Here is a 25,462-nt window from a genome sequence, read left to right on the forward strand (position 1 = left end):
ATGCCGTCGCCTGAACCAAGGATGACCGGGGTGAAAGGTGAACGGCTTCGTTTGGTTCTCGCATTCCGGTAAGGAAGGGGTATGGCCTCGCCGGAGTGGCAAGGCTACGTTTGTTATGAGGGGCGGCGGCCCGCCGGTTCTCTTGGCGTCCATGGAGTAGGAGCAGAATGATGAGTCATATCACCTCAATGCTGGAGACCTATCCGAAAGATCTTGGTGGCATTGACCGTCAAAAACTTGCCGAGTGCATCGCTGCCTGTTTTGAATGCGCGCAGACCTGTACCGCCTGCGCCGATGCCTGTTTGAGTGAAGACATGGTCGCTGAGCTGACCAAGTGCATCCGCACCAATCTGGACTGTGCGGACATCTGCGCCACCACCGGAAACATCCTTTCCCGTCACACCGGGTATGACGCCAATATCACCCAAGCCGTATTGACAGCCTGCGCGGCAGCCTGCAAAGGGTGCGCCGATGAATGTGAACGCCATGCCGATATGCACGAACATTGCCGCGTCTGTGCCGAGGCGTGCCGCCGCTGCGAAAACGCCTGCAACGAACTGATTGAATCCCTCGGACGCGGAGCCACCGAGTAGAACCACAATGGCAGCCCTCCCGGAGGCGTGGTGGAGCATTCCAGGAATCGATGCGGGTGATTTGGGCCTCTATCCGGGCAAGAATCGGGGGCAACGAAAAGACCGAAGGACGATATCAGAACACGACGCAGCGTAACCGCGGCCTAAGCCACATTGCCGGCCCCGCGCCCGAACCGCCGGAGCAAAACTCGGGGTCAGGCTTGGGGAGCGTGAGGCCGGGGATCTGGTTTCCGGATGGCCTTGCGGATGACCAGCGTGGGTGGCGGGCGATGAGCGTGTAAAGCACTTTCGTTCCGTCTTGGCGCGTAGTCACCATGCGCGCCATGCGCAGCCGCGCCAGGTGCTGGGACACGCCCGAGGGCGACTTCTCGACAATCTTGGCCGGCTCGCCCACCGCGAGTTCTTAGCCGGGTTCGAGAGCAAGGAGAATCCGGATGGGGGTGGGATCCGAAGCAGGCCCAGGACCTCGCCGGCCAACTCAATGAACTCCGGTTTGACCGGAGGGGTGGCCTCAAAGCTGTCCCCGTGCATACGCATATACTGTCTTGGGTGTCGGTCATAGCTGTCGGTTCCCCCCGGACTCCGACGCGCTTACGTACCGCCGGGGACTGCCCTCCACACGCAGACAGGACCTGACGCTTCGTGAATACGCAAACGCCAACGCCCCTCCATTCACCCCCTTCCGCCCCGCCGAAACGGTCCGCCGCCCTGGATGTTGCCCGGGCGTTGGCCGTCATCGGGATGATCGCCGTGAACGTCGGGCCGCAGGAGGCGGACGACCTGCTCGAACGCATCTTCATGCTTCCCTTTGGCCGGGCCTCCTTGCTCTTCGTGTTCCTGGCCGGGATCGGGCTCGGAATGCTGACGCATCCGGCCAAGCATCGCCCGTGGCGCCAACAGTGGACCATGCTGGTGTGGCGGGCGCTTCTGCTGCTCGGGTTCGGCCTGGCCCTGCAACCCATCAACCACGGGGTCAGTGTCATCCTGGCGGTCTACGGGGTGTTGTTCCTCGTGGGGATACCGCTCACCCGCCTGCGCACCACGGTTCTCGCCTGGCTCACCGGCATCCTCATGCTTGCCGCACCCTTGCTCTGGATGGGCCTGTTGGTCCTGCGCGGCGAGGGGTTCAGCCGAACCCCGATCCTGCTCTCCGGTAATCCGCTGGGGATCCTCGATGGAATCCTGGTGACAGGACCCTACCCGGCGCTCGTGTGGATCGTCCCGCTGGTGGCCGGACTGACCCTGAGCCGGCTGGACCTGCGCCATCACCGGCTCCAGCTGATTCTTTTGTTCGGAGGGGTGGCCGCCGCGGTCGGCGGAATCGTGCTCTCGCGCCTGCTGAGCGGGGTGACGGGGATCGATCCCACCAGCGGCGGCTTCGCGCGGCTTTTGGCCAGCTACGACCATTCCCAGGCGCCCCTGTGGCTGCTGTCGGGGATTGGTTCTGCCGCCGCTGTCATCGGGATGTTGCTGCTGGTGGAGCCCTGGCTGGAGCGGCATGCGCTACCGCTCGTTCACCTGGGACGGCTCTCGTTCACGATGTATGTCATGCACCTGGTGCTGCTGGCGATCTTCGTGCGGCCCGATCCGCACACCACCGGCGAAGGCATCGCCTTCGCCGCGCTCATCTCCGCCTTCTGCATCATCTGCGCACATCTGTGGGTTCCGGCCCGGGGACAGGGCCCCCTGGAACGCCTCCTGCGGCTCCCGGCCCGCTTGACCCGCCGCCCCGCCACCAACCCGTCAGGACACCATGGATAATCCCGCCCGCCCGCTGCGGGGGTATCGCCGTCCGTTGGCCCGGGCAGCCACCATCGCCATGGCCACAGTGCTCCTTTTTCTGGGCCTGGGCATCACGGGGGGCCACGCACATGCGGGGCTTCTCGGCGGACCAGCCACCCAAGTAGCAGCGCTGAAAACAACACCGCGGGAAACGGCGGTGCAACTCCACGTTGCGGTGCCAAGATCCGAAAACCCAGAGACAACAAACGACGGAAACGACGAGGATTCCGGTGAAGATCATCGTTTCTGGTCGCCGGGGCTGCTCGGGCTCGCCGGACTTGTGGCCGTGACGGCACTCGTGGGCACGATCCTCATGATCCGTTCGCGGCGCCGCCCGCCACCAAGCCAGGAGACCGAACGATGAAACAAAATATCCGTACGCCTTCCAATCGCCCAGGATTCGGCAACACGCGGAAACGCTGGGGCGTCAGGCAAACGGTCGTCGGAATATTGTCCGTCGGCCTGCTTCTGGCGGGCTGTTCGAGCCAGCCGCTGGCCGAGAGGTTCTCCGCCCCCATCGGGACGGGTCCCAGTCCGGAAACCGCCCCTGCGGTGACGGCGCCAGCGGGGACAGTGTTGGCGCAGGAGGGCATCGCCGCCGGGCATCCCGAGGCGGTGGAGGTCGGGATGGAGATCCTGGAGCGGGGCGGCAATGCCGCCGATGCGGCCATCGCCACGGCCTTTGCCGTGTCGGTGGTCGAGCCCCATGCCTCGGGGATCGGTGGTGGAGGAGTCACCCTCATCGCGGAGCCGGAGAAGGAGGTCGCCGCCTTCGATTACCGCGAGGTCGTGAACAAGAGCGGGAAGATCCCTGTCTCCGGGACCGGCGTGCCCGGCTTCGTCGATGGCATGGCGACCCTGCATGCAACCTATGGCTCGATGCCGTGGGACGAATTGCTGCAGCCGGCAGTGGAGCTGGCCCGCGACGGCTTTGTGATCACCCAGTTCCTGGGTGAGCGCATGAACGACGGGATTGGATCGAGCATCGTTTCGGAGCACCGGCAATTCCGCACCAAGGACGGCAGCCGTGTGCTTCGCGAGGGCGAAACACTCAAACAAGCAGAACTGGCAGAGACGATCCAGACGCTGGCGACAGGCGGACGCGACGAATTCTATGAAGGTTCGATCTCCCAGCAGCTGACAGAGGTCAAGGGCCTCGATGCAGCCACGCTGGCCGATTACCAGACCGAAAAGTTCGAACCCGTCGACGGGAAGGTGGGCGACTACACGGTGGTCACCGCGCCGCCGGCCCTCCCCGGGGCCGGATTGATCCAGATGCTCCAGCAAGCCGAAGGTGCCGGCATCGCCTCCGACGCTCCCGGGTCCGCGCCCTACGTGGACAAACTCATGGCAGCATGGTCAAACGCCAGCGACACCGTCACGGAGAATTTCGGGGACCAGCGCTTTGTCGAGGTGGACCTCTCCGAGGTCCTTGACCGAGAACGGAACCTCAAGATCGGCAGCCAACTCGAGGAAAGGGCCTCCAAGGACTCCCCGGCCGGAGCCATCGACCCGGGAAACACGACCCACCTCTCCGTCGTGGACCGCGATGGCATGGCAGTGTCGATGACAAACACCATCACCAGCTTCTGGGGAGGGACCAAGAGCGATGTCGTCGGCGGATTCTTCCTGAACAACCAGCTCAGCAGGTTCAAGAGCATTGATTCGCCGGCGAATCGCCCGGAACCAGGCCGGAAGTCAGTCACCTGGTCCAACCCCGCCATGGTCCTGGACGGGCAGGGCCGCGTGGTCATGGGTATCGGAACCCCCGGCGGCCAGCAAATCCCCAACATCCTGGCCTCCGTCCTGGTCCCCGTCCTGCTGCAGGACCAGACCGTCCAGGATGCCGTGGACGGGCCACGCTTCCACCTGCAAGGCGGGATTCTTGCCGTGGAAGGCAAAGCCACCAAGAGCATGAAGGCCTTGGCGCGGGCCAATAAATGGAAGATCCGGGAAACCAGCCGATCCGACGGCGTCTTCGGATCGATCCAGGCGCTCTGGGTCGACTACGACACCGGGACCCTCGACGGGGCCACCGACGTGCGCCGCGACGGCGACCACGGGGTCACCAAAACCGACCAGTAAGGCAGCTGCCCCCAAAGGGGCAACGCCACATCGCCCTGCAGACGCGGATTGCAGCAGACCGTTGCTTCCCCCCTGCTCTGCGTCTTGCTTTAGGCGGCCAGGATAGGCTGCAGCGGGCCCGCAGCCCGAGCGTCACCGGAACCCCCGGACGACGTCATCAAGGAACTTTCCAAGGGCATGGGAGGGATGCGCTGTCTGGATGATGACGTCCACTCAAAAGCCGAGAAGCCCTTGAGCTACCCGAAGCCCAGGCTGCCGACGAGCTGTTGCTCCAGTGGACGCGTTCACTCCAGAGATATGACGAGCAGGTTTATTCCACTCTTCATGCCCCGGCGGAACCTGCACCTTCGGAAACCAGAGACTAGGTTCATGTCCCGGTGGCAGGTGACACTGGAAATACTGGCTGGCCTGGCAGGCGTCTATGCGATCCTGCTGGTGGCCTTGTGGGTTTATGCGCGAAGGTACCCCGGCACCGTAGGCATGCGCGATGCCCTGCAATTGCTGCCGGATCTGCTGCGCCTGTTGCAAGGCCTGATCACCGAAGGCAGTGCCGCGTGGAGTGCGGGTAAAACTGGCGCTGCTACTCGTTTACCTGCTCATCCCCGTGGATCTTGTGCCGGATTTCCTTCCGGTGATCGGGTATGCCGATGACATCATCATCCTCGCTGTCACCTTGCGCTCCGCCGTCCGTTCGACCGGCTCATAGCCGCTGCGTCGCCAGTGGCAGGGTCCTTCCGCCGGGCTTGCTTTCGGGGAAAAACTTGCTGGACTGCATTGCGGCACTGCTCCGCTCCCCGCCAGTCGGGCTTTCTTGAACGCGTTCAAATAAAAGCCCGACTGGCGGGGAGCGGATCTTCAAGGCCGAGATATCCGGCCGTCCCTGTTTCAACGAGTGGGTCGAAGGCACGTGCTGGGGCAACGACCACGTGCGTCCTCTCGACCACCGGGTGTGCGACTGTGCCTCTTGGCGTGTTCAGCACTCAACGTCGAAGGTTGCGCCGAACGAAAGCAGAACACCCTCGGTGTCATTGATGCGATCCACGGGCAGGACTCCCTTCAGGGCTGCCCGCCACCCAAGAGCCAAAGGAATAGCTCATGGACACCGCTTCGGTCCTGGCGGGAAATACCCCGGCATGGATCACCGCTCTCGCTGAAGGCCTTGGCCAGGGGGCCGCCCCGTAGCCAAAGCGGCACAGGAGACTTGGTTCTACCTGAGGTAGGAGAAGACTCCCATCATGCCGCGTTCGGCGTGGAAGGCGTTGTGGCAATGGGTGAGCCATTGACCGGGATTATCGGCGTCGAACTGGACCGTGACCGTTTCCTTGGGCAGGACAATGACTGTGTCCTTGCGTGCCCCGGTTTCCCCAATCTGGAAGGTGTGGCCGTGGATGTGCATCGGGTGCCACATCTCGGTGTCATTGACGAACTTCACCTCCACCCGTTCACCGGCCTGGATGTCAAAGGCCTTTTCGAAGGGTTTGGCCATGTCGAAACGGTGGCCGTTGATACCCCAGTCATAGTTCGCCATCCCGCCGGTCAGCCGCAGTTCGTGGACCCGGTCCGGCGCCTTGGCAGCCAGCCGCACGGCCGGGTCCGCGGTGAGCTGGCCACCGTGGACGACCTTGCCCGTCAAGGTCTTCGGGAGGTCCGCTCTCGCCGGGGCGCTCCCGGTCCCGGTGGAGATTAGCCCGTAGGCCATTTGGGCTTTGCCCTCGGCCAACGCCACTACGGGGGTGTAGCCGGCACCGACGGTCAAAAGCGCATCGATGCGTTCGCCCATGCCCAGGACGATGGCATCGGCATCGGTGTGCTCGACGGGGAAGCCGTCGGTGTGGGTCACGGTGAGTTGCTGGTTCGGGACCCCGATCCGGTAGGCGGTGTCGCCGGCGGCATTGATGATGCGCAGCCGGATGCGGTCACCCGGTTTCGCCGTGAAGGTCTGCGGCTTTTCGGCGCTGGTGCCGTTGAAGAGATGCAGCGGGTAGGCAACGTCGCCGGCGTCCCCGCCCAGGAAGTCGCTGGTGGCACCCATGAGCATGTGGCCCATGGCCATGGGACCATTGTCGCCGCCGTGGTCCATGCCGCCCATTCCTCCCATGCCCTTGGACAGTTCCTTGATGACGTCGTCAGGGGTACCGGTGACACCGTCGAGCCAGTCATCCAGGACGATCACCCATTCCTTGTCGTACGTCAACGGTTCCTGCGGGTCGTCGATGATCAAGGCACCATAGAGTGCCCGTTCGCGCTGCATCTCCACGTGCGAGTGATACCAGTAGGTGCCCGGGTGCGGCAACTTGAAATCGTAGAGGTATTCGGTGCCGGCACCCACAGGTTCCTGGGTAAGGCCCGGCACGCCGTCGGCATCATTGCGCATGGCGAGCCCATGCCAGTGGATGCTGGTGGATTCGGTGAGTTTGTTGGCGACGGTAACGCTGAGCTGGTCACCAACCGAGCCCCGCAGGGTCGGTGCGACAAGGGAACCGTTGTATCCCCACGTGGTGATGTCCGTCCCTGCCCGGGTGGTGGACAAAGGCCCCGCGGTGAGGGTTTGGCTGACGGTCTTTCCGGTGCTGGCCCGCTGGGCTTCGGCTGCGGAGATGAGCGGGTCCGTGGGCAGGATGCGAGAGACCCCTGCGGGGGCGGTCGGAGTGGGCGCGCATGCGGCCAAGGCCGCCACGGCGGTCGTCGCGACGGAAAGGCCCAGGAAGGAGCGCCGGTTCAAATGATAGGTCATGAGTGAATCCTTCAAAAATATATGTTCAGACGAGGAACGAACGGGGGAGATAAGGCAGCGACCGAGCCCTGAGGCAAGGGTGTCGTCCGGGCACAGCAAAGAGGCATGCGGGAACAAGCCCGGTCGTACCCGGCGGGGAAGAAGGGGTGCAAGGGGTGGTTCCGAAACATTTCGGAACCACCACAGCAAAAAGGCAGGACCGGGGGTCGCTACAGGGTGGCGAGCAGGTCCTGCATGTCCTTGATCTCGGCTTCCTGGGAGGAAACAATGTCCTTGGCCAGGGCCACGGCGTCCGCGTTCTGGCCGCCGGTGACCTCTGTCTCGGCCATCTTCACGGCCCCTTCGTGATGGACGATCATCTGGGTCAGGAACAGCTTGGTGGCCTCGGTGCCCTGGGCGGACTTGAGCTTGTCCAAGTCGGCGTCGGTCATCATGCCGTCCATGCCATGGCCCCCGGCCATGGCGGTCGGTTCGGACCACCCGGTGAGCCAATCGGTCATCTTCTGGATTTCGGGAGCCTGCGCGGCCTTGATGTCCTGGGCCAGTTTCTCGATCTGGGGGTCCAAGTCCGATTTCTCCAGCATAATGTCGCTCATCTCCACCGCTTGGACGTGGTGGGGAATCATCATTTGGGCGAACATCGTGTCAGCGGCATTGTGCTGCGCGTTGGTGGCGGGTGCTTGGCTGCCGGAGGTGGCGGAGGTGGCGGTGGGGCTGTTGTCCATGCCTTCCATCTCATTGCCGGACCCGGCACCGCATCCGGTCAAGGCGATCGCGGCGGCCAGGGCGGTGATTGTGAGGGCTGCAAATTTCTTCAAGGGGATCATTCCTTCGATCAAAAGTTTCTCGCGGTAAACGGCACCCCGTGGGGCACCCGGTTGATAGACCTGTCACCGAGGTGGCAGGAAACATCATCGGTTTACGTTCGAAGGATCGAGAGTTCGGCCAACGAGGGAGGATCGGGAATCCGGCCCCCCGATTTAGGTCCCGGGGCGCTGGTGAACGCCGTTACCGTGGGTGTCCAAGCGAGTATCCGCGGCGGTGGAAGGTTCGGCAGCTCTGGTCCGAAAGCGGGAACACAGATTTCGTGGCTGTCCATGCTGTGTCCGTCGGAGGGGAACCCGCCACAGCCCATCGGCATCCCCTGGGGTGCAGGCAGGATCGCGTCGGCACCCAGAGGGGTCGCCGGGAGAATGCCAGTGGTTGCCGCGTGGTTCGGCACCGTGGATTGCACGGTGGGAGATGTTGTCGAGGCCGGGCTGGGCATCGATGCCGACTCCATGGCCGTTACTTGGATCCCTCCCAGGACATGCATGCCCAAGAGGCCGGCGACAATGGCGAGCACCATGGCCACCAAGCCGAGCGGGGGCAGGACGGGACCCCTGGCAGGCGGGGCTGGGGTCGTGCGCACGGCGGGTCCTTCCTGTGGATGTCCGGAGGTGGTGGGTTAGTTGTGTATCTTACGGGTGCAGGCTGGGTGATTCCTCGGATCCCGGCATCAGCGGGCGTCGGCGGGGTTGAGCCGGAGCCGGCGCAGCAATTGGGCGTTCAGTGCGACCACGATGGTGGACAGGGACATCAGCACCGCGCCGGCTGCGGGGGAGAGCACGATCCCGGCGAAAGCGAACACCCCGGCAGCCAAAGGCACGGAAATGATGTTGTAGCCGGTGGCCCACACCAGGTTCTGCCACATTTTCCGGTAGCTGGCATGGGAGAGATCCACCATGGACAACACGGCCCTCGGGTCGTTGCCGGCCAACACCACCCCGGCCGATTCCATGGCAACGTCCGTGCCGGCCCCGATCGCGATGCCGACCTCGGCACGGGCCAGTGCCGGGGCGTCGTTGACGCCGTCACCGACCATGGCCACCCTGAGCCCGCGGCCCTGCAGTTCGGCAACCTTCTGGTCCTTGTCCTGGGGCAGGACCTCGGCGAAAACCTCATCAATGTGCAGTTCGGCGGCCACGGCCTGGGCCACCTGGCGTGCGTCCCCGGTGATCATGGCGACCTTGATGCCGCGGTCCTGCAAGGCCTGGACGGCCTGGCGGGATTCATCCCGGACCTCGTCCTCCAGGGCGACGGCCCCGATCACGGCTCCGTCGCGAATCACGTGCAACACCGATGCGCCCCGCTCCCTCCAACCTCTTGTTGCCATCGCGACGCGCTCGGGCTCGGTCAGGTTCAGTTCCGCCAACAGTGCGGGCCCGCCCACGGCGAGGTCCGAGCCGCCAACGGTTGCCTGGACTCCGCGGCCGGTCATGGAACGGAAATCCGTGGCCGTCAGCACGGGTGCACCCGTGAGTTGGGCGGCGTTGGCGATGGCGCGGGCCACGGGGTGTTCGCTGTCGGACTCGACGGCGGCGGCGAGGGCCAACAGGTCATCGGTCAACAGGCCCTCGATCGCCTCGACATCGGTGAGGGCCGGTTCGCCCTTGGTCAGGGTGCCGGTCTTGTCGAACAAGACCACATCGATGGTGCGCATCCGTTCCAGGGCCATGCGGTTCTTGATCAGCACGCCCGCCCGGGCGGCCCGCTCCGTGGAGATGGCAATCACCAGCGGGATGGCCAGCCCCAGGGCATGTGGGCAGGCAATGACCAGGACCGTCACGGTGCGGGTCACCGCATCCGGGATACTGCCCAGCAGCGACCAGACGATGAAGGTGATGACTCCGGCGCCGGCGGCGAAGTAAAACAGGAACGCAGCGGCCCGGTCTGCCAGCGCCTGCGCCCGGGAGGTGGATGACTGGGCCTCGGCCACCAGTCGCTGGATCCCTGCCAGTGCGGTGTCGTCCCCGACGGCGGAGACCTTCAGGCGCAGGGAACTGTCGGTGGCAACGGTCCCTGCCACCACGGGGTCCCCAACGGTGCGGGGGACGGTTTTTGACTCCCCGGTGATCATCGACTCATCCACCTCGGCGGAACCCTCGGTGATCACGCCGTCGGCAGGCATCCGCGCGCCCGAGCGCACCAGGACGATATCCCCGGCAACCAGTTCGGTGATGCCGATGGTTTCGGTGCCGCCGTCGATGACCCGCTCGGCCTCATCGGGGAGCAGTGCCGCCAGCGCGTCCAGGGCGCCGCGGGCCGAACCCAAGGCCCGCATTTCGATCCAGTGCCCCAGCAGCATGATGGCCACCAGCAAGGCCAGTTCCCACCAGAAATCCAGGTCGAAACCGCCCAGGCCCAGGCTTGTCACCCAGGAGGCGATGAACGCCACGGTGATGGCCATGGAAATCAGCAGCATCATGCCCGGCTGCCGGGCCTTGATCTCCTGCCAGCCGCCCTTCAGGAACGGTTGGCCGCCATAGAAGAAGATGACGGTGCCCAAGATCGGGGCAATCCATGGTGAGCCGGGGAATTCCGGCGGGACGTATCCCAGCAGGTGCCCGACCATGGGGCTGAAGTACACCACCGGAACCGACAGCGCCAAGGTCAACCAGAACCGGTTCTTGAACATGGCGGTGCTGTGCCCGGCATGCTGGCCCTGGGTGTGGACCGCGTGGTCATCATGATCCATCTCGCCGTGACCCATGGCCGCGTGGTCATCATGATCCATCTCGCCGTGACCCATGGCCGCGTGATCCATGCCCGGCACCGAATCCTGACGCACGTGCCCGTGGTTGCGCTCTTCCATGATTCTCCTTACGTGGTGTACTGAACGACCTCGGCGGCTGGACTGCCGACGACTGACATGCGAGGCTTCACTGACAACACCCCAAACATACCCCCATGGGGTATGTTTGTTCAAGTGATGGCCGTCCCGGAGGTCTTGGCTCGGGCAGGAGCCCGGTGCCGTAGAACATCGCTTGGCCGGGGCCCTGCGTTGCCACCCGCATCTTCTACGGCAGGGAACGTTGGTAGGTGTGGATGGGTGTCCCGTCCTTGGAATGGCGTTCCCCAACGCATGTCCAGCCCAGCTTCTTATAGAACGCCCCTGCCCCTGCTGCCCCTGCCGTGGTGACAAGCTCGGCCAGGGATGCCCGGTCCGCCACGGCACGGTTGAGGAATTCCTCCACGAGAAGCCTTCCGATGCCCCCGCCCCGCAGGGTGGGCAGGACCACGAGCGAGGTGATCACGGCCGTTGCCGGCCGGGGGTTGACCCCGGCAACCGGGTCGTTCGTGCGCCTCAGGATGCGGCGCAGGTACGGTCGGGCCCGGGTGCGCAGAAAGTGGAGAAGTACCCGCGGCCGGATGGAAAGTGCCGCGATTCCCGAGAACAGGAGACCCCACTTGTGCTGGTGCAGGACGTCGGCGACGTGGTGGATTTGGTTGGTGGAACCGGTCAGGAAACCCACTTGCTGCCGCGGGGCATCGATGGTTATCGCCACCATGGCCACCCCGTATTGTTCGGTGAGAAAGGTTTTCATCCAACGCCGGACGAAGCGTTTTCCCAAACGTGGGAACAGCCCCTCGGGCAGATACCGGATCACGTCAGAAGCCATCAAACGCAAGTCTTCTTCCGTGGCTTCCCTGATGACCACGAGGGAGCGTGTGCTGGGAAATTTCGGAGGTTTCTGGCTCATGGGGTTTCCTCGGTGAAGGTGGTGCCGTCATAGGTGTACTTGACCAGGCCACGCTCCATGGCCATCCAGACGGAAATGTTTCCATCCGCGGTTCGGGTGGCGCCCATGGTCGATGGCTGGCCCACTTCGGTTTTGGTTGAGGCCCAGGAAAGGCCGGCATTGTCGCTGAGATACACGCTTCCCTCGGGTGTTACGCCCACGACGGTCATCGGATCAGCAAATGCGGCCGTGAGCAGCCTCGGCCCACCATCCGGAGTTTCCCAGGTATCTCCACTGTCAACGGATCGCCATACTCCGTCCTCGGTGGTCGCCAGAACCACGGTATTGTCGGGGCTTCCCACCAACGCATACGGGGAAGGTGACATCGGCCCGGCATCCGACCATTCCTTGCCGTCCACCGTCGAGCGAAGAATCCCGTCGAATCCAACAATTTGGTCGCTGGTCACGGTCATGGCATGAAAATCGGATGACCCCTGCAAGGAGACCGGGATCCACGATTCCCCGCCATCGGTCGATTTGATCAGGCCCAGGGGATTGGGCAGATCAATACCTGGACCGGGATGCCCGGAAGCATAGAAGGTCCCGTTCGATGAGGCAGCGAATCCCATCAGGTCGATGGTGGGGCCGATTTTCCTTGGAACGGTCTCGGTGGCGTCGAAGAGGCCGTTGTGGGTTGCGAGCAGGACCCGTTGTGTTGTTTCTTCGATGCTGATGGCATGGATATGGCCAAACGGATTGGACGGTGGCTGTTCGCCGGCATTCGAATTTGGGGTTGCACCGCACGCGGCAAGTCCCAGGGTGGCGAGTAAGGCAATTGCCGTGGCGGGCCAGATGCGGGACTGGCGAAAAATACGAGTGGGGAAAGACATAGTTCTCCATAAATAACATCGATAAAAGGGAGCAAGCCTGCATGTGTGAAGGCCGGGGTCCCAAGGGGCACCCGGTTTGTGCATGATTGCAGCGTGCCGTCGACGAACACCGTCTTTCGGCAGGCCGAGTTTACTGGGTGAGCGCTTCGTGGATTCGGGAAGCGAATGAAATCTAATGCCATAACGCCACGCTTGGCGCAGCGAAGGCCAGGGATAGTGGGCTCCGGCATGGCACCATCGGCGGTCCCCGGGGGTGGCATCAAACCCGTTCTTCGTGCCCACGGACACCGGTCCCTCAAGGAACCTGTGGTGTTTTGCGAGGTCGGCACGGTCCATGCCGGCCCACCCTCGAGGGGACAGTCTCTTCCCCTTGAAGGTGGCGTCTTGCCTGCAATGAGGCATGCTCCCTCGAGGGAGGATCGTATCCTCAGCGTGGGCTAGGCCTATCCCCTTTTTTACGTGCGGCTGACCGAAAGCTGAACCAGCGAAGGGGTTACACGCGAACGGATTCGGGGGAGCCAAAGAGCGGGCGGGGCGGCCAGCCCCCTTCCGGGGACAGGTTGAAACGCCCTGGTGAGGAGGTGTGAGAACAATCCGCCCAAGGATAGAGCAAGGACACACATGCCGATCAGGGTCGATTCCATACCGCTCAAGGAGCTCCCGGCAAGGGAAGCCTGGGAATCATCGACCGGAAGATGATGCGCTACCACTTGCCATGCGGTCGTGTCTTGGGAATAACCTGGCCCGCTGTCCTGCACGTTGACCGCGACACTGGAACCATAAGCGGCATTGGGTACCTGATGGTCCACTCCGAGAACGTGCATGCCGAGCAGGCCCAAAGCCAGCGCAACCAGAATGAAAGCAGGTTGAAACACCAGAGCCAAGAATGCTCGGCATTTCATCACGGAGTACTCACTTCCCTGAAATTCTTATCGAACCGGCCCTAGCGCCACAACGTGCTTCCGGTCCCACGATAGTTGTCGAGTGCGGGATAGGGTCTGCAGCGACTACCATCGGCACCACCACGCCCGGCAAAAGATTGCCTATACTAAACTCTGAAACATTTTACAATAGTTCGTGCGCAAAACGGCAAACGTGCGGGACGCTGGACGAATACTGCTGCCCGGGCCGGAAATATTCCGGGGGACATGTTCGCTCGATACTGTTTTGGCAGCCCACCGTCGAACCAAACACCATGAGTTCCCGTTACAACCGGGAGAAGGGGCCAAATAATCACCGCTTCCGCCACGGGGACAACGGGCTGGCGGTGCCATGAACGGGTCCTGTCGACGTCATCGTTGCGGTTCCCGGGCGCCGGCCATCGCGATTACCTCGGTTTAGGTTGTTGAACAAGGATTTGAGATACTTGGGCCATGTCGACTGCTACCGTTCACCTGCTGCGTCATGGCGGAGTTCATAACCCGGACAGGGTCCTCTGTGGTCGATCGCCGAAATTCCACCTTTCCGATCTAGGCCATCAAAGGGCCGTTCGGACGGCAGATTTCTGCACCGGAGAGCATGAGTCGGACGCCACAACACCCACGTGGTCTCGTCCCGGCTTGTACGGGTTCGGAAAACGGCGAAGCCCGCCTTTAGTGCCCCGCTCCTGGACCTTGTCACGGATGCGCGAATCACCGAGGCAGCGAATCGTTTCGAGGGCTTGTCCCTGTTCTAGGACCGACTGAGGGTCCTACGTCGCAAACCCATTTCGTCCATCCTGGGGGGAACCCTACCGGGACCAGATTGAACGAATGATGGCCACCGGCTGCCCATCTGGGTGACACGCCGCTCCGCCGAGGGCAAGACCCTGTGGCACCACCCGCGGAAACGCGAATGCACTCTCACCTCCGTGACTAGGCTGGACTTTGAAGATGGAAGTCCGGTCGCAGTCCGCTATACGCAACCCGGCGTGGACCTCTTGTCCAACGCTGCGAACATCCCTGGAGCTTGAGATCATGACCGATCCCATCTCGTCCCAAGCACAGCGCTTGAGACGACGTACATTCTTGCGCGCCGCACTACTTGGAGCTGCCGTGCTGCCGCTGACGGCCTGCATCGGCGAAGAAGACCCCCTGGCCAAGCAGGCCCGCGAAGGAAACAACAAGAACTACATTGCCGGCGACGGGTCAGTCCAGGAATACGGTCCGGAATCCCGCACGGCACCGGTCGAGATCAATGCGGTGGCCTATGACGGAACCACGATTGACTCAGCCGAGTGGGCCGACCAGGCAACGGTCCTGAACTTTTGGTACGCCGCATGCGCACCGTGCCGCATCGAGGCTCCGCACCTGGTTGAACTCAGCAAGGAGTTCGAAGGCCAGGTCGGATTCATTGGCATCAACGTGCGCGACGAAAAGGAGGCGGCCGAGGCCTTCGAGCGCACCTTCGGCATCAAATACCCCTCCATACAGGACACCCAGGGCGCCATCCAGCTCGCCATGACCAAGTACGTCCCGCTCAAGGCCGTGCCCACCACCTTGGTGCTGGACAAGCAGGGACGGGTCTCCGCTCGGATCCTGGGCGTCGCTGAAAAAGCTACGCTCAAGGCACTAATCAACACGGCACTCACCGAGTCGTTGTGATCAGCCCCGTACTGGCCGGAGCCCTCATGCTGCCGGCCCAAGGAAACCCGTTTGCCGAGATCGTCCAGGACGGATCGCTGCTTATCGCGGTGCCCGTGGCCATCCTGGCCGGACTCGTGTCCTTCCTGTCGCCATGCGTGCTGCCCCTGGTGCCCGGCTACCTCGGATACGTCACTGGCCTCTCCGGCGCCGACCTTGCCGACCAAAAACGCGGCCGCATGGCCGCCGGCATCGGGCTGTTCATCCTCGGCTTCACCGCGGTCTTCATGCTGGCCGGAGTCGTCTTTTCACAGATCGCCGGCTGGATGATCTACAAGGGCTCGTGGGTCACCCAAGTGCTGGGCCTGGTGGTGATTTTCATGGGCGTGGTGTTCATGGGGGGATTCTCCTTCATGCAACGCGAAGCCAAGATCCACCGCAAACCCCCCGCCGGGTTGTGGGGTGCACCGGTGCTTGGGGTGACCTTCGGGTTGGGTTGGGCACCCTGCATCGGGCCGACGCTTGCCGCCGTGCTGATCATGAGCAGTGGCCCCGACGCCAACGTTGCCAAGGGCGCCCTGCTGACCTTTTTCTACTGCATGGGCCTGGGACTGCCGTTCCTTTTCATCGCCCTGGCGATCCGCCGTGGCATGGGTGCCATGCAATTCTTCCGTCGGCACCAGCTGGCGATCATGCGCTTCGGCGGCGGCATGTTGATTCTTCTGGGAATCCTGATGGCCACCGGACTGTGGGGCTTTTGGGTCACGCAATTGCAGGATTGGTTCACCAATGAGGTCAGGTTGCCCATCTAATGGCAAAAAAAGATTCCAAAAAAGACATTGCGGTCCCGGCCCTGGGCTTCGGGGGCATGCTCCGCTGGACCTGGACCCAGCTCACCAGCATGCGCACCGCGCTCTTCCTGCTGCTGCTCCTGGCCGTGGCAGCGGTGCCCGGTTCACTCTTTCCCCAGCGCTCGGTCAACCCGGAGCAGGTGACCACCTACCTGACCAACAAGCCGACCACCGGCGAATGGCTCGATCGTTTCCAGCTCTTCGACGTCTACTCCTCCGTCTGGTTCTCGGCCATCTACCTGTTGCTGTTCATCTCCCTGATCGGCTGCATCCTGCCGCGGGTCAAGAAGCACGCGCAGGCGCTGCGCACCCCGCCGCCACGCACGCCCTCACGGTTGAACCGCCTCCCGCAAAACGGCACCATCCAGATCCAGCCGGCCTCCGAGTCTGGTCTCAGCGACGGGGAAATTGTCGAGCGGGCCGCGAAGCTCCTGAAGAAGCGTGGTTACCGTTCCGAGGCCCGCCCCGAGGGTTCCAGCCCGTCGGTGGGTGCAGAACGCGGGTACACCCGAGAAATCGGCAATCTGCTGTTCCACATTTCCTTGGTGGGACTCCTGGCCTCGGTCGGCATCGGCGGCGCCTTCGGCTACAACGGCCAGCGCCTCCTGGTGGAGGGGGACACCTTCGTGAACTCCCTGGTGTCCTATGACGCGTTCACTCCCGGGACCTGGTTCCAGGAAGACTCCCTTGACCCGTATTCGGTCAAGCTCGAGAAATTCAATGTCACCTTCGACCGCGAATCCACCACGCACTTCGGCCAGCCCATCGACTTCACCGCCGAGGTAGAGACCCGCCGCAACCCGAATGCCGAACCCGAAAAGGAAACGATTCGGGTCAACCACCCCCTGCGCATCGATGGCGCCGACATGTACCTGGTCGGCAACGGGTACACCCCGGTGGTCACCGTGCGAGACGGCGACGGAAACATTGCCTTCAGCGGATCGGTGGTTTCGGTGCCGCAGGATGGCATGTACACCTCGCTCATGGTCATTAAGGTCCCGGACGCCAAGCCCGAGCAGTTGGGGTTCCAGGGATTCCTGCTGCCCACCGCCATGACCGACGAGACAGGGTTCTCCATTTCCGGGGACCCGAATGCGATCAACCCGCAGCTCCAGCTGAATTCCTACTATGGGGACCTGGGGCTGGATGACGGCATGCCGCAAAACGTCTACGTGCTGGAAACCGATGAGCTCACGGAGCTCAACAGCAGAGAGCTTGAGGCCGGCGGCATCGTGCTGGGCGCCGGGCAGACGTACGAATTGCCCGACGGCAAGGGAAGCATTTCCTTTGACGGGCTCAAGCGCTTCATCGGCGTGGACATCGCCTACGACCCGAGCAAGCGCCCCGTCGCGGTCTTTGCTGCCCTTTCGCTGCTGGGTCTGGGCATCTCGCTCTTTACCCCGCGTCGCCGGGCCTGGGTGAGAATCAAGACCTCCGTTGACGGCTCGGGCCGTGAAGAGCGGGTCATCGAATACGGATTGCTGGCCCGTGGTGAAGACCACGGACTTGAAGCCGAAGCCAAGGAGCTGCGCGAGCTCCTTGAACAGCAGTGGCCCGCCGTTGAGCGAGCCGGAGTCTAGGAGAACGAATGGAAAACGACATGCCCACGATCAACGTGGCCTTGGGGCAGTACAGCGACCTGTTCATGCTGCTGGCAGCAATCGTCTATGCGGCAGCCTTCGTGGCCTTCGCGTGGGACCTTGCCAAGTCCAGCAAGCTCATCCGGGAGATCGACGCCGCAACACTCGTCTCGGAAAAGAAGGTCCTCGTGGCTGCCGGTTCAGCAGGGGCGCCTCCATCGGTCGGATCGGAGAACGAACTGGTCAATGACTCCATGGACTACACCATGGCCTCCGGAAGGCGCATGGCAGCGAAGGTGGCCGTCTCCCTGACCTGGCTCGGCGTGCTCATGCAGGGGTTCGCGGTGGCCGGCCGCTCCATTGCCGCGCACCGGGTGCCGTGGGGGAACATGTACGAGTTCCTCTCCACTGGCTCCTTCCTGGTGGCCCTCGTCTTCGTGCTCGTGCTGCTGAGGAAGGACCTGCGCTTCATGGGCACCTTCGTCATCGGCCTGGTCACCGTCATGCTGTGTGGCGCCACCATGGGTTTCCCGACTCCCGTGGCGCACTTGGTGCCCGCGCTGCAGAGCTACTGGCTGATCATCCACGTCTCCATCGCGGTGCTGGCCTCGGCCCTGTTCACCATCACCTTTGCGATGAACGTGCTCCAACTGGTCCAACATGCCCGGATCGATGCACTTGCCGCCGGAAGGAAGGACAAGATGCCGTTTATGCGCCTGGTCCCCGGCGCGGCGTCGTTGGAAAACTTCGCCTACCGCATCAACGCAGTTGCCTTCGTGATGTGGACCTTCACCTTGATAGCCGGTGCCATTTGGGCCGAGGCAGCCTGGGGCCGTTACTGGGGCTGGGACACCAAGGAAGTCTGGACCTTCGTGATCTGGGTCGTCTATGCAGGCTACCTGCACGCCCGGGCGACGGGCGGCTGGACCGGGGCACGCTCGGCGTGGTTGAGCATCATCGGCTACCTTTGCCTCGTCTTCAACTTCACCGTCGTGAACCTCTACTTCAACGGGCTGCACTCCTACGCCGGAGTCTAGACCACCGTCCGCGGGAACCGTGGCGGGCCTGACCGCCTGCCAAGGCGTGCACACACTCGGGGTCGCGGATGTGGAGTTTCCCTGGGCGTTTACGTAGCCGATGATGTTCGCGACAACAGTGGAGGCCAGCAGGATCCAGGCGACGATCTTGGGTTCCGGGAGTGGGTGTCGCGGTGGGGGCGGGTGCGTTCCATTTGGCGCCCCACCCCCCGCCGCGACATCCGTGCACCAAAATCCGACATGCAAGAGGTTGGCCCGGTCCCCGGAAACAGAGCGTCTGTTCTGGGCCGCAACGGATTGCGCATTCGCGCCAGTAGGAGGCGATCAGACCGATGCCAGGTCAGCCATTGCGACGAATCCGGACATGGTCAATGCTCAGGGTCGCCGGGAACTGGGTGCTTTCGTCCGGGTCTCCCGGGTACTCGCCCCCGACGGCGAGGTTCATCACCAGATACATCGGCTCGTCCGGCACCTGCTTGCCGTCCAGTCGCCATACCCGCTTTCCGTCGAGGATGAAATCCAGCCTGCCCGGGGACCAGTCCAGGCCGATGGTGTGCCAGCCGTCGGCCAGGGAAGCGCCTCCCGGCAGGAGGTAATCCTTTCCGATGGATGGGGCCGACCTGTCCTTGGGATGCAGGTGCATCCGCAGGCGACCAGGATCCTCGCCGGTGACTTCCAACATGTCTATTTCGGGCCGGGAGTCTTGGCTGGCGGGAAGCAGCCAGATGGCGGGCCACAGGCCGCGGCCTGCAGGAAGGCGAAACCGGACTTCCACCGCCCCATACGTGAATGCAAGCTTGGGCCCCATCTGGTGGGCCGGCGGCCCGGTGGTCACCATGCCCGAAGCGAAGGCATAGCTTTTGCCGTCGGATGCGGATATCGCACTGCGCGCAGCGGTCAGGTGAAGCGCCCCTTCGGAGACCTTGACCTGTTGCGGAAGATACCATTCAAGTTCATCGTTGGTAGCAATCGTGCATCCGTCGTCCTGCCACCAATGGCACGTATTCCAGAGGGCGGTATCCAGCGTGTTTCCGTCGAACCTCTCGTCCAGCAGGATCCCATCCTTGGAAGCCGCGCCAGGGCGGGTTTCAGGGATCGGATCCTGGGAAGAACATCCTGCCAACAGCAGCCCCAGCCCGATGCATCCGGCCATGGCCCCAACACGGAATTCGTTCCTCCTGCGCATTTCCCGATGCTAGCCGCAGCGATCGCGCCCAGCAATGTGTGCGTTGCTACCGCCCGTGCATTCCTTGCAAGCTCACAGGTTGTTGCCGACGGGACCGCGCGTGCAGAGGCCCGTTACCAGGCGGGGTCTCCATCTATCAGAACACTGAGCCTTCCGGCCTTCGGGATACCCCGGACATGACTTTGCGGGGCCTCATGGACGATCGGCATCTGGCCGGCATGGGAACTCCTACAGATCCCTCCACCACAAACGGTACATATCCCTTTTCGACGCGATAAGGGTTCGGTGGGGGTTTTCGGAGGGGAATTTACCGTCGTGTCGGCTGTCCTGCGACTATTTATCAAAAGTGGCGTTTTGATCGCTGGCGTGATGCCAAGAACCAGCCATTTGAAAAATCCTTGTAAAAAGAAACGGGGCCCCCGATCGATCCTTGCGGATCGATCGGGGGCCCCGGAACGCCTGTGCTTAGCCCTTGAGGGTGTAGTACCCGTAGAGGGGGTTACGCGTAACATCGTGGAGCAGGGTGTCCGTCGTCGGATTCTGCGCACCGATCATCTTGCCGCCACCGAGGTAGATGCCGACGTGGCCGCCACCGTTCTGGAAGACGAGGTCGCCCGGCTTCGGGGAGCTGGTGCGAACGAACTGGCCCGATGCGCGGATGGCCGAGGTGCCGCGGGCGATGTTGATGCCGTGCTGTGCGTAGACGTACTTGACGAAGCCGGAGCAGTCCCAGCCCGAGGGGGTGTTGCCGCCCCAGACGTAGGGAACACCTCCGTACTTGGCCGCGGTTGCCGCGATGCCGGAGAGGTTGGCGGTGTTCATCGAGTCGCTCTTGACCTTGGGGGCCTCGGCGGCCTTAGGGGCGGAATCTCGGTTCGAGCGGGTCATCGGAGCGCTGGCGTCCGAGGCGCTGCTGGCACGGGTCGCCGGAGCGGTGGACTTCGAGTTGGTGCTGGCACGGGTCACCGGAGCGGTGTCGTTGGAGCGCGGGGTAACTTCCTCGGCCACGGCGACGACGACCGGGGCGGGTGCCGGCTTGGAGGTGAACGCTGCGCGCTCGATGTTCAGGTCCTTGGACGCCGAGACCGAAACGGCCTTGACGGCTACGCGCTCCGGGCTAAGCCCTTCAACGGGAACGGCGCTTGCTTCGCGGGAAACATCACCCTGGGCGGGAACGCCCAAAGTGAGGACCAGGCCGGATGCGGCGGCAACGACTGCTGCCTGGCGGCCAACCGAACCAGCGTTCGAGGCAACGGCCTTTGAGATGGATTCGAGGGGGTTGGTCCGAACCGGGGTCGCGCGGTGGCGGCCCAATGCTTGACGTGTAGTCACGTAGTAATGCCTCTCCTGATGCCTGCGAGGTGAGCTGTCGGGTTCGAGTGGGAGTCACTCGGCAATCCGGTCGCCAGGCCGAACCACTTAACCCCAAGGCTTCCTGTGTGGAAACCGAATGTGGGTCCCCCGCCACTGCCAAACGAGTAAGTGAACGGACACCGTGGGCTGGCAGTGCTCGGCACTTCCCGCGGCGGTGAACAGGGTTGATCCCCGATCACTTACTTAGAATATATGAAGCTAATCCACAAGTCACGTTTTGGTCACGGAACAGTGACAATTGCCGTTATAACCAGCTTTCGGGGTTTACCCACTTGCCGTTGACGATGACCTCGAGGTGGACGTGGCAACCGGTCGAGTTGCCCGTGGTGCCGACAAGCGCGACAACTTCTCCGCGCTTGACCTTTTGTCCCACGGACACCTTGAGGGCCGAATTGTGGTTGTAGCTGGTCTCCAGCCCGTTGCCATGGTCGATCTGCACGCGGTTGCCGGAGTGGCCGGCAAACTCGGACTGCACGACGGTGCCGGCGGCACTGGCCTTCACAGGGGTCCCGCACGCGGCCCCATAGTCCAGCCCGTTGTGGTTCATGAAACCCGGGCCGGTCGGATTCTTCCGGAACCCGAAACGCGAAGTCAATCGCACGGTGTCCAACGGTTGGGCCAGGACCCCGCCGCTTTCGACTTTGGTGACGTCGCCGCCGGAAGCGGTCACGACCGTTGCCAGCTTGTCTTCCTCGGTGAACTCGCTGGTCAGCGAGGCGCGCTCGATCTTGACCTCGTCGTCGGCCGGGGCCGTGACATCTGCTACAGCAGTCTGGGCGACGCGCTGGGTCTCCGAGGCAGCTTCCTCGACATCCTGCCCCGGGGTGATGGCGGCGAATGCCAGGCCGGAAACGGCTGCGACTGCTGCGATCATGTGCGCATACCCAAGTCGGGGGCGTTGCGTCCGGGGCTCGAACTTTAGGACATTGTCCAGCTCGTCGACTTCGGTGGGCGCGGCAACCGAAGTCGTGGGAGCAACCAGGGGAGTAGGAATTTCGCTGGCGGCAATTGCGTCCGCATCCGGGGATGCGCCGTAGCGCAGGCCCGCCGCAAAGCGGCGGCCAAGGTACTGCATGCTGTCGGGGGCCTCAACGGAGTCCGGGACCGCGCTCAGGGCGCGTCGACCGGAACGTCGGGAAGTGTTTTCACCGATCGGTGCGGTGTCCGCGATCTGCTCTAGTGAACCGTCAGCAGGCGTAGCATCAACGGGTCCGGAAGCACTACGGCGGCCGGGAGTGTGCTGCTGAGTCAAATGTCTACCTCTCATGTATCGCCTGCGAAGTTAGCTGTCGGATTCGAGTCATGAGATCAACTCGGCTGAGCCTATATAGTGGACTCAGCTTCACCCCAAGATCCGTGGTCCAAGACCAGGAACGGTTGAATGGGTCCTCCGCCCCCACCGGGAATTCTTGCTCCGCGATCCGCCGGTAGGGTTATGCGAATCGGATCGGGACGGATTTGCGTAAGTGAAACCCAACGTCTAACTCTACCGGGGTATATACAGAAAGTTACAATTCCGTTATCAATCCATGCGACGGGCAAACGCGTGGCCTCGGGCTTCGGGCGAAAGTGAGGCCATGGGATTCATTCGCGAATACGGCCGCCGACCTCGCCTACGGCTGGTTCCGTTCTTCCCCCTTTCCGCGTGTTCATGTGTCAGAACACGTCCAATCCCGCCTTGGTCCTACATGTGTGGCAGCAACGGATCGCCGAAGTGATAGGTGAAGAGTAGGGAAAGGCCGGCATAGCGGTTGTGAGGTTCATCCGTTTCAAGGGCAGCCCCTGGAAGAAGTCCTCATCTACGCAGACGACCACGGATGCTTCGACTGGAAACGACGCTCTGATAAGCTCTTTCTAGGCGACTGCAGGTTTTTTGAACGGAGCTTGCAGTCGCTGTAACGGTGAGACCTAAATCCTCTGGCCGGTGCACGCTGTGGGACTCGATATTAATCGGGTCCCACATGCGTTTATCCCCCACCACATCCTGCCGGCCATGGGCGGTCTCGGGAACCGAACGATGGAGGTGCTCTCCAGCACCGTCGGGGACGCGCCGCAATACGGTGAATCTGAACGCTGACAAGAGCCTGACAACATCGTTGTCCCGGCACTGCCGCCCACAGGGGCCATCCACTGAGACCGAAAAGCGCCCAAATTCCCGTTATCCCACTTAGATGCGATGAGGTTATCTGTTGAGCCCGACGCGGCGATGCAACCTCGAAGCAGCGAACCTAGCCACGGCATTTGCCTGTTATAGGTACCTGACTAGGAACTGAAAAGCTCACTCATATCCAGTCCCTTCTCCCGGAGAAGCCGCCGTGTTCTTCGATGAAACATTCAACTTCCCACCTGCTGCACGATCCCGCAGAGACCCTGGGTTTGCCTGCCGGCCCCCAAGGTGAAATCCATTACGACCAGCCCCCATCCTGACCGAAGGGGGCTGGGAACGCCCCGGGCGGGGAACCCCGCCCTGCTCATCGGATGGATACTTACGGGGACGGGAATCCTGTGCACCGTCGCGGGATTCATTCTGATGATGCTCTGACCCAGCTCCGCGCGATTCCGCAGTCGTCCGGGATTGGGTCTGGAACTGGTCCTGGCACCATGGAATCCGCCAGATCGCGGGTGTCGGCATAATCATAGGAAAACATCCACCTCGGTGTTCACAAATCCAACTGCGTCGCAAACTCAACGGTGCGTCGGCAAAGAGCACGGTAGCGATGTCTCATAACCCATCGCTACCGGACGTCGCGCAGGTCCAGCCTCGATATTGGCCGATTTCACAAAGCCGCCCCTCTAATGCCGCAGGAAACCGCATCAGCCCAGGCCTTGACCCACATACCCCATGGGGGTACTTGACAATATACCCATTGGGGGTACCGTTTGAGGTATGGAAAACATCGCGCTTCCCCTCGACGATCACGTCGGGCACGGATATACGGCCACCAAGGACGCCCTGACGAAGCGGCTCAGCCGCATCGAAGGCCAGGTTCGCGGCGTCGGCCGCATGGTGAATGAGGACAAATACTGCATCGACATCCTCGCGCAGATCTCAGCCATCAACGCGGCCCTGCACAAGGTCAGCCTCGGCCTGCTGGAAGAACACGTTTCCCATTGCGTCGTGAATGCCGCGGAACAGAGCATCCAAACCGGGGACCGGTCCTACGTGGACGAGAAGGTTTCCGAGGTCACCACGGCCATTGACCGCCTGCTGCGCTAATTCGCAACACGCGTTTCCATCACCCCCACAAGGAGAACCCATGAGCAACGAATCAAGCTGCGGTTGCGGCGGCTGCGGAAGCAACTCAAACGAAGGCCTCACCATCACCGCCAAACCTTCAGAGGAAACCATGAACCAGAACAACATCACCCTGAAAATCGACGGCATGACCTGCAGCCACTGCGTCTCCTCCGTCACCGAGGAACTCAACGAGGTCCCGGGGGTCAGCAACGTCGAGATCATTCTGGCTGCCGGAGGCACCTCCACCGCCGTCATCACCACCAACTCCGCCATCGAGAACTCGGTTCTCGAAGCCGCAGTGACGGAGGCCGGCTACACGCTCATCTCCGCAAGCGTCTAAGCATCTTCCCCACTCACCCCAGGGGCAGAGGGTGCGGACCAGACATCCGGATTTCCCCCTGGACTTTCAGCGTGAACGACACGCGGAGGTGCCGGGCCTAATCTACGGCCTTAAAAGACGCCGCGCAGGGCCGTTGCGATGGGGTGGTACCGGTGAGGGTAGAACAAGATGGAAAGTCCGCCGGCTGCAGCCGCTGATAGCTGAGATTTCTTCAATTGTTGAGTCCATGCCCTTGGGCCGTCAATTGTCCAGATAGCGTCTGGACAATTGAATTGGAGCCACAATGCACTCAGAAATTCTAGCTACGCAGAAAAAATTGGGGGATGCCCTGGGGTGGGTATCGTATCGGAGTCCCAATTGAGAACGTTCCAGTGGTTGTCCGAGAGCCGCATCACAAGGGGGTAAACAGCTTAGCCTCATCTGGTTCCCATATGCCACCTGTAGGCATATCTGGATGAACATACAGAAGTTCTGTATCCAGTGCTATGAGCCGAGGGGAAGCTCCAATAGCGGCAGATGCGACATCGAGCGAGATGTGCCACTGCTGGGCACTTCGCAAGCGGCGGCCATGTGCTGACCTTCGGTCATGACGGAATTTTTCAAGTCAAGCGGTACCAAAGTGAGTTAGACGGCCGTTAGGCCGCTGTTTTTTCGATGGTTTCCCTTGGTTGGTTGATCCATGCCGGCCCGGGCAGGGCCAGGATCTTGG

At 62.6% G+C, this 25,462-nt stretch carries 22 protein-coding genes, 1 pseudogene and 2 riboswitches; of the genes and pseudogenes, 13 read left to right on the forward strand and 10 right to left on the reverse strand.

Going from position 1 to position 25,462, the window contains the following annotated elements:
- Positions 1–170 precede the first annotated feature (170 nt).
- A complete protein-coding gene (locus tag OIU93_RS18230; protein WP_264271480.1) occupies positions 171–593 on the forward strand; it encodes a four-helix bundle copper-binding protein in 423 nt (140 codons plus the stop codon).
- 115 nt (positions 594–708) lie between these two features.
- Here OIU93_RS18230 and OIU93_RS18235 read toward each other — a convergent pair whose 3' ends face one another.
- The gene (locus OIU93_RS18235; RefSeq protein ID WP_372342963.1) at positions 709–987 is read right to left on the reverse strand and encodes a hypothetical protein; all 279 of its coding nucleotides are present in this window, start codon (positions 985–987) and stop codon (positions 709–711) included.
- Positions 988–1,235: 248 nt separating this feature from the next.
- Here OIU93_RS18235 and OIU93_RS18240 point away from each other — a divergent pair, with 248 nt between their 5' ends.
- The 5 genes from OIU93_RS18240 to OIU93_RS18260 all read left to right on the forward strand — a co-directional run bounded on the left by OIU93_RS18240 (position 1,236) and on the right by OIU93_RS18260 (position 5,166).
- Positions 1,236–2,354, forward strand: a complete 1,119-nt coding sequence (locus OIU93_RS18240; protein WP_264271481.1) for a DUF418 domain-containing protein — start codon at positions 1,236–1,238, stop codon at positions 2,352–2,354.
- Complete coding sequence (locus OIU93_RS18245) at positions 2,347–2,739, forward strand: hypothetical protein (RefSeq protein ID WP_264271482.1); 393 nt, start codon at positions 2,347–2,349, stop codon at positions 2,737–2,739. Before OIU93_RS18240 ends, OIU93_RS18245 begins: the two co-directional genes overlap by 8 nt.
- Positions 2,736–4,460: a gamma-glutamyltransferase family protein gene (locus OIU93_RS18250; RefSeq protein ID WP_264271483.1), complete on the forward strand. Its 1,725-nt coding sequence runs from the start codon at positions 2,736–2,738 to the stop codon at positions 4,458–4,460. The genes OIU93_RS18245 and OIU93_RS18250 overlap by 4 nt, the downstream gene beginning before the upstream one ends.
- 369 nt (positions 4,461–4,829) lie before the next feature.
- On the forward strand, positions 4,830–5,111 hold the full coding sequence (locus OIU93_RS18255; RefSeq protein WP_264271502.1) for a hypothetical protein: 282 nt from the start codon (positions 4,830–4,832) through the stop codon (positions 5,109–5,111).
- Positions 5,065–5,166: a DUF1232 domain-containing protein gene (locus OIU93_RS18260; protein ID WP_264271498.1), complete on the forward strand. Its 102-nt coding sequence runs from the start codon at positions 5,065–5,067 to the stop codon at positions 5,164–5,166. The genes OIU93_RS18255 and OIU93_RS18260 overlap by 47 nt, the downstream gene beginning before the upstream one ends.
- 501 nt (positions 5,167–5,667) lie before the next feature.
- On the opposite strand, the gene OIU93_RS18265 is transcribed toward OIU93_RS18260, so the two are convergent.
- The 6 genes from OIU93_RS18265 to OIU93_RS18290 form a co-directional block, all read right to left on the reverse strand.
- Positions 5,668–7,194: a multicopper oxidase family protein gene (locus OIU93_RS18265; protein ID WP_264271484.1), complete on the reverse strand. Its 1,527-nt coding sequence runs from the start codon at positions 7,192–7,194 to the stop codon at positions 5,668–5,670.
- Between the two features lie 209 nt (positions 7,195–7,403).
- Complete coding sequence (locus OIU93_RS18270; protein WP_264271485.1) at positions 7,404–8,021, reverse strand: DUF305 domain-containing protein; 618 nt, start codon at positions 8,019–8,021, stop codon at positions 7,404–7,406.
- Between the two features lie 92 nt (positions 8,022–8,113).
- Positions 8,114–8,605 (reverse strand): DUF6153 family protein, encoded by a 492-nt coding sequence (locus OIU93_RS18275; protein ID WP_264271487.1) that lies wholly within the window; start codon positions 8,603–8,605, stop codon positions 8,114–8,116.
- An 87-nt stretch (positions 8,606–8,692) separates the two neighbouring features.
- Positions 8,693–10,828: a copper-translocating P-type ATPase gene (locus OIU93_RS18280; RefSeq protein WP_372342964.1), complete on the reverse strand. Its 2,136-nt coding sequence runs from the start codon at positions 10,826–10,828 to the stop codon at positions 8,693–8,695.
- A 205-nt stretch (positions 10,829–11,033) separates the two neighbouring features.
- On the reverse strand, positions 11,034–11,717 hold the full coding sequence (locus OIU93_RS18285; protein ID WP_264271488.1) for an N-acetyltransferase: 684 nt from the start codon (positions 11,715–11,717) through the stop codon (positions 11,034–11,036).
- The gene (locus OIU93_RS18290; RefSeq protein WP_264271489.1) at positions 11,714–12,922 is read right to left on the reverse strand and encodes a F510_1955 family glycosylhydrolase; all 1,209 of its coding nucleotides are present in this window, start codon (positions 12,920–12,922) and stop codon (positions 11,714–11,716) included. Before OIU93_RS18290 ends, OIU93_RS18285 begins: the two co-directional genes overlap by 4 nt.
- 1,037 nt (positions 12,923–13,959) lie before the next feature.
- Here OIU93_RS18290 and OIU93_RS18295 point away from each other — a divergent pair.
- The 5 genes and pseudogenes from OIU93_RS18295 (at position 13,960) to ccsB (ending at position 18,615) form a co-directional block, all read left to right on the forward strand.
- Positions 13,960–14,537 (forward strand): annotated as a pseudogene (locus tag OIU93_RS18295) (histidine phosphatase family protein).
- Positions 14,538–14,541: 4 nt separating this feature from the next.
- Positions 14,542–15,168: a TlpA disulfide reductase family protein gene (locus OIU93_RS18300; RefSeq protein ID WP_264271490.1), complete on the forward strand. Its 627-nt coding sequence runs from the start codon at positions 14,542–14,544 to the stop codon at positions 15,166–15,168.
- Positions 15,169–15,194: 26 nt separating this feature from the next.
- Entirely contained in the window at positions 15,195–15,959 is a 765-nt protein-coding gene (locus OIU93_RS18305) for a cytochrome c biogenesis CcdA family protein (RefSeq protein ID WP_264271500.1), read from the forward strand.
- The gene (locus OIU93_RS18310; RefSeq protein ID WP_264271491.1) at positions 15,959–17,578 is read left to right on the forward strand and encodes a cytochrome c biogenesis protein ResB; all 1,620 of its coding nucleotides are present in this window, start codon (positions 15,959–15,961) and stop codon (positions 17,576–17,578) included. The genes OIU93_RS18305 and OIU93_RS18310 overlap by 1 nt, the downstream gene beginning before the upstream one ends.
- Before the next feature lie 20 nt (positions 17,579–17,598).
- A complete protein-coding gene (ccsB, locus tag OIU93_RS18315; protein ID WP_264271501.1) occupies positions 17,599–18,615 on the forward strand; it encodes a c-type cytochrome biogenesis protein CcsB in 1,017 nt (338 codons plus the stop codon).
- 340 nt (positions 18,616–18,955) lie between these two features.
- On the opposite strand, the gene OIU93_RS18320 is transcribed toward ccsB, so the two are convergent.
- From OIU93_RS18320 to OIU93_RS18330, 3 genes are all read right to left on the reverse strand, one after another.
- Positions 18,956–19,801 (reverse strand): glycoside hydrolase family 16 protein, encoded by an 846-nt coding sequence (locus tag OIU93_RS18320; RefSeq protein WP_264271492.1) that lies wholly within the window; start codon positions 19,799–19,801, stop codon positions 18,956–18,958.
- Positions 19,802–20,266: 465 nt separating this feature from the next.
- On the reverse strand, positions 20,267–21,133 hold the full coding sequence (locus tag OIU93_RS18325; protein WP_264271493.1) for a C40 family peptidase: 867 nt from the start codon (positions 21,131–21,133) through the stop codon (positions 20,267–20,269).
- Positions 21,134–21,138: 5 nt separating this feature from the next.
- A riboswitch (cyclic di-AMP (ydaO/yuaA leader) is annotated at positions 21,139–21,317 on the reverse strand.
- Between the two features lie 102 nt (positions 21,318–21,419).
- Complete coding sequence (locus tag OIU93_RS18330; protein WP_264271494.1) at positions 21,420–22,250, reverse strand: M23 family metallopeptidase; 831 nt, start codon at positions 22,248–22,250, stop codon at positions 21,420–21,422.
- A gap of 180 nt (positions 22,251–22,430) precedes the next feature.
- A riboswitch (cyclic di-AMP (ydaO/yuaA leader) is annotated at positions 22,431–22,611 on the reverse strand.
- A gap of 1,451 nt (positions 22,612–24,062) precedes the next feature.
- Here OIU93_RS18330 and OIU93_RS18335 point away from each other — a divergent pair.
- Positions 24,063–24,392 carry a metal-sensitive transcriptional regulator gene (locus OIU93_RS18335; RefSeq protein ID WP_264271495.1) on the forward strand — a complete coding sequence of 110 codons (330 nt, stop codon included), beginning with the start codon at positions 24,063–24,065 and terminating at the stop codon, positions 24,390–24,392.
- A 40-nt stretch (positions 24,393–24,432) separates the two neighbouring features.
- Positions 24,433–24,753, forward strand: a complete 321-nt coding sequence (locus OIU93_RS18340) for a heavy-metal-associated domain-containing protein (protein WP_264271496.1) — start codon at positions 24,433–24,435, stop codon at positions 24,751–24,753.
- Positions 24,754–25,462 lie beyond the last annotated feature (709 nt).

The sequence above is a fragment of the Paeniglutamicibacter sp. ZC-3 genome (genome assembly GCF_025847175.2).
Classification (GTDB): Bacteria; Actinomycetota; Actinomycetes; order Actinomycetales; family Micrococcaceae; genus Paeniglutamicibacter; species Paeniglutamicibacter sulfureus.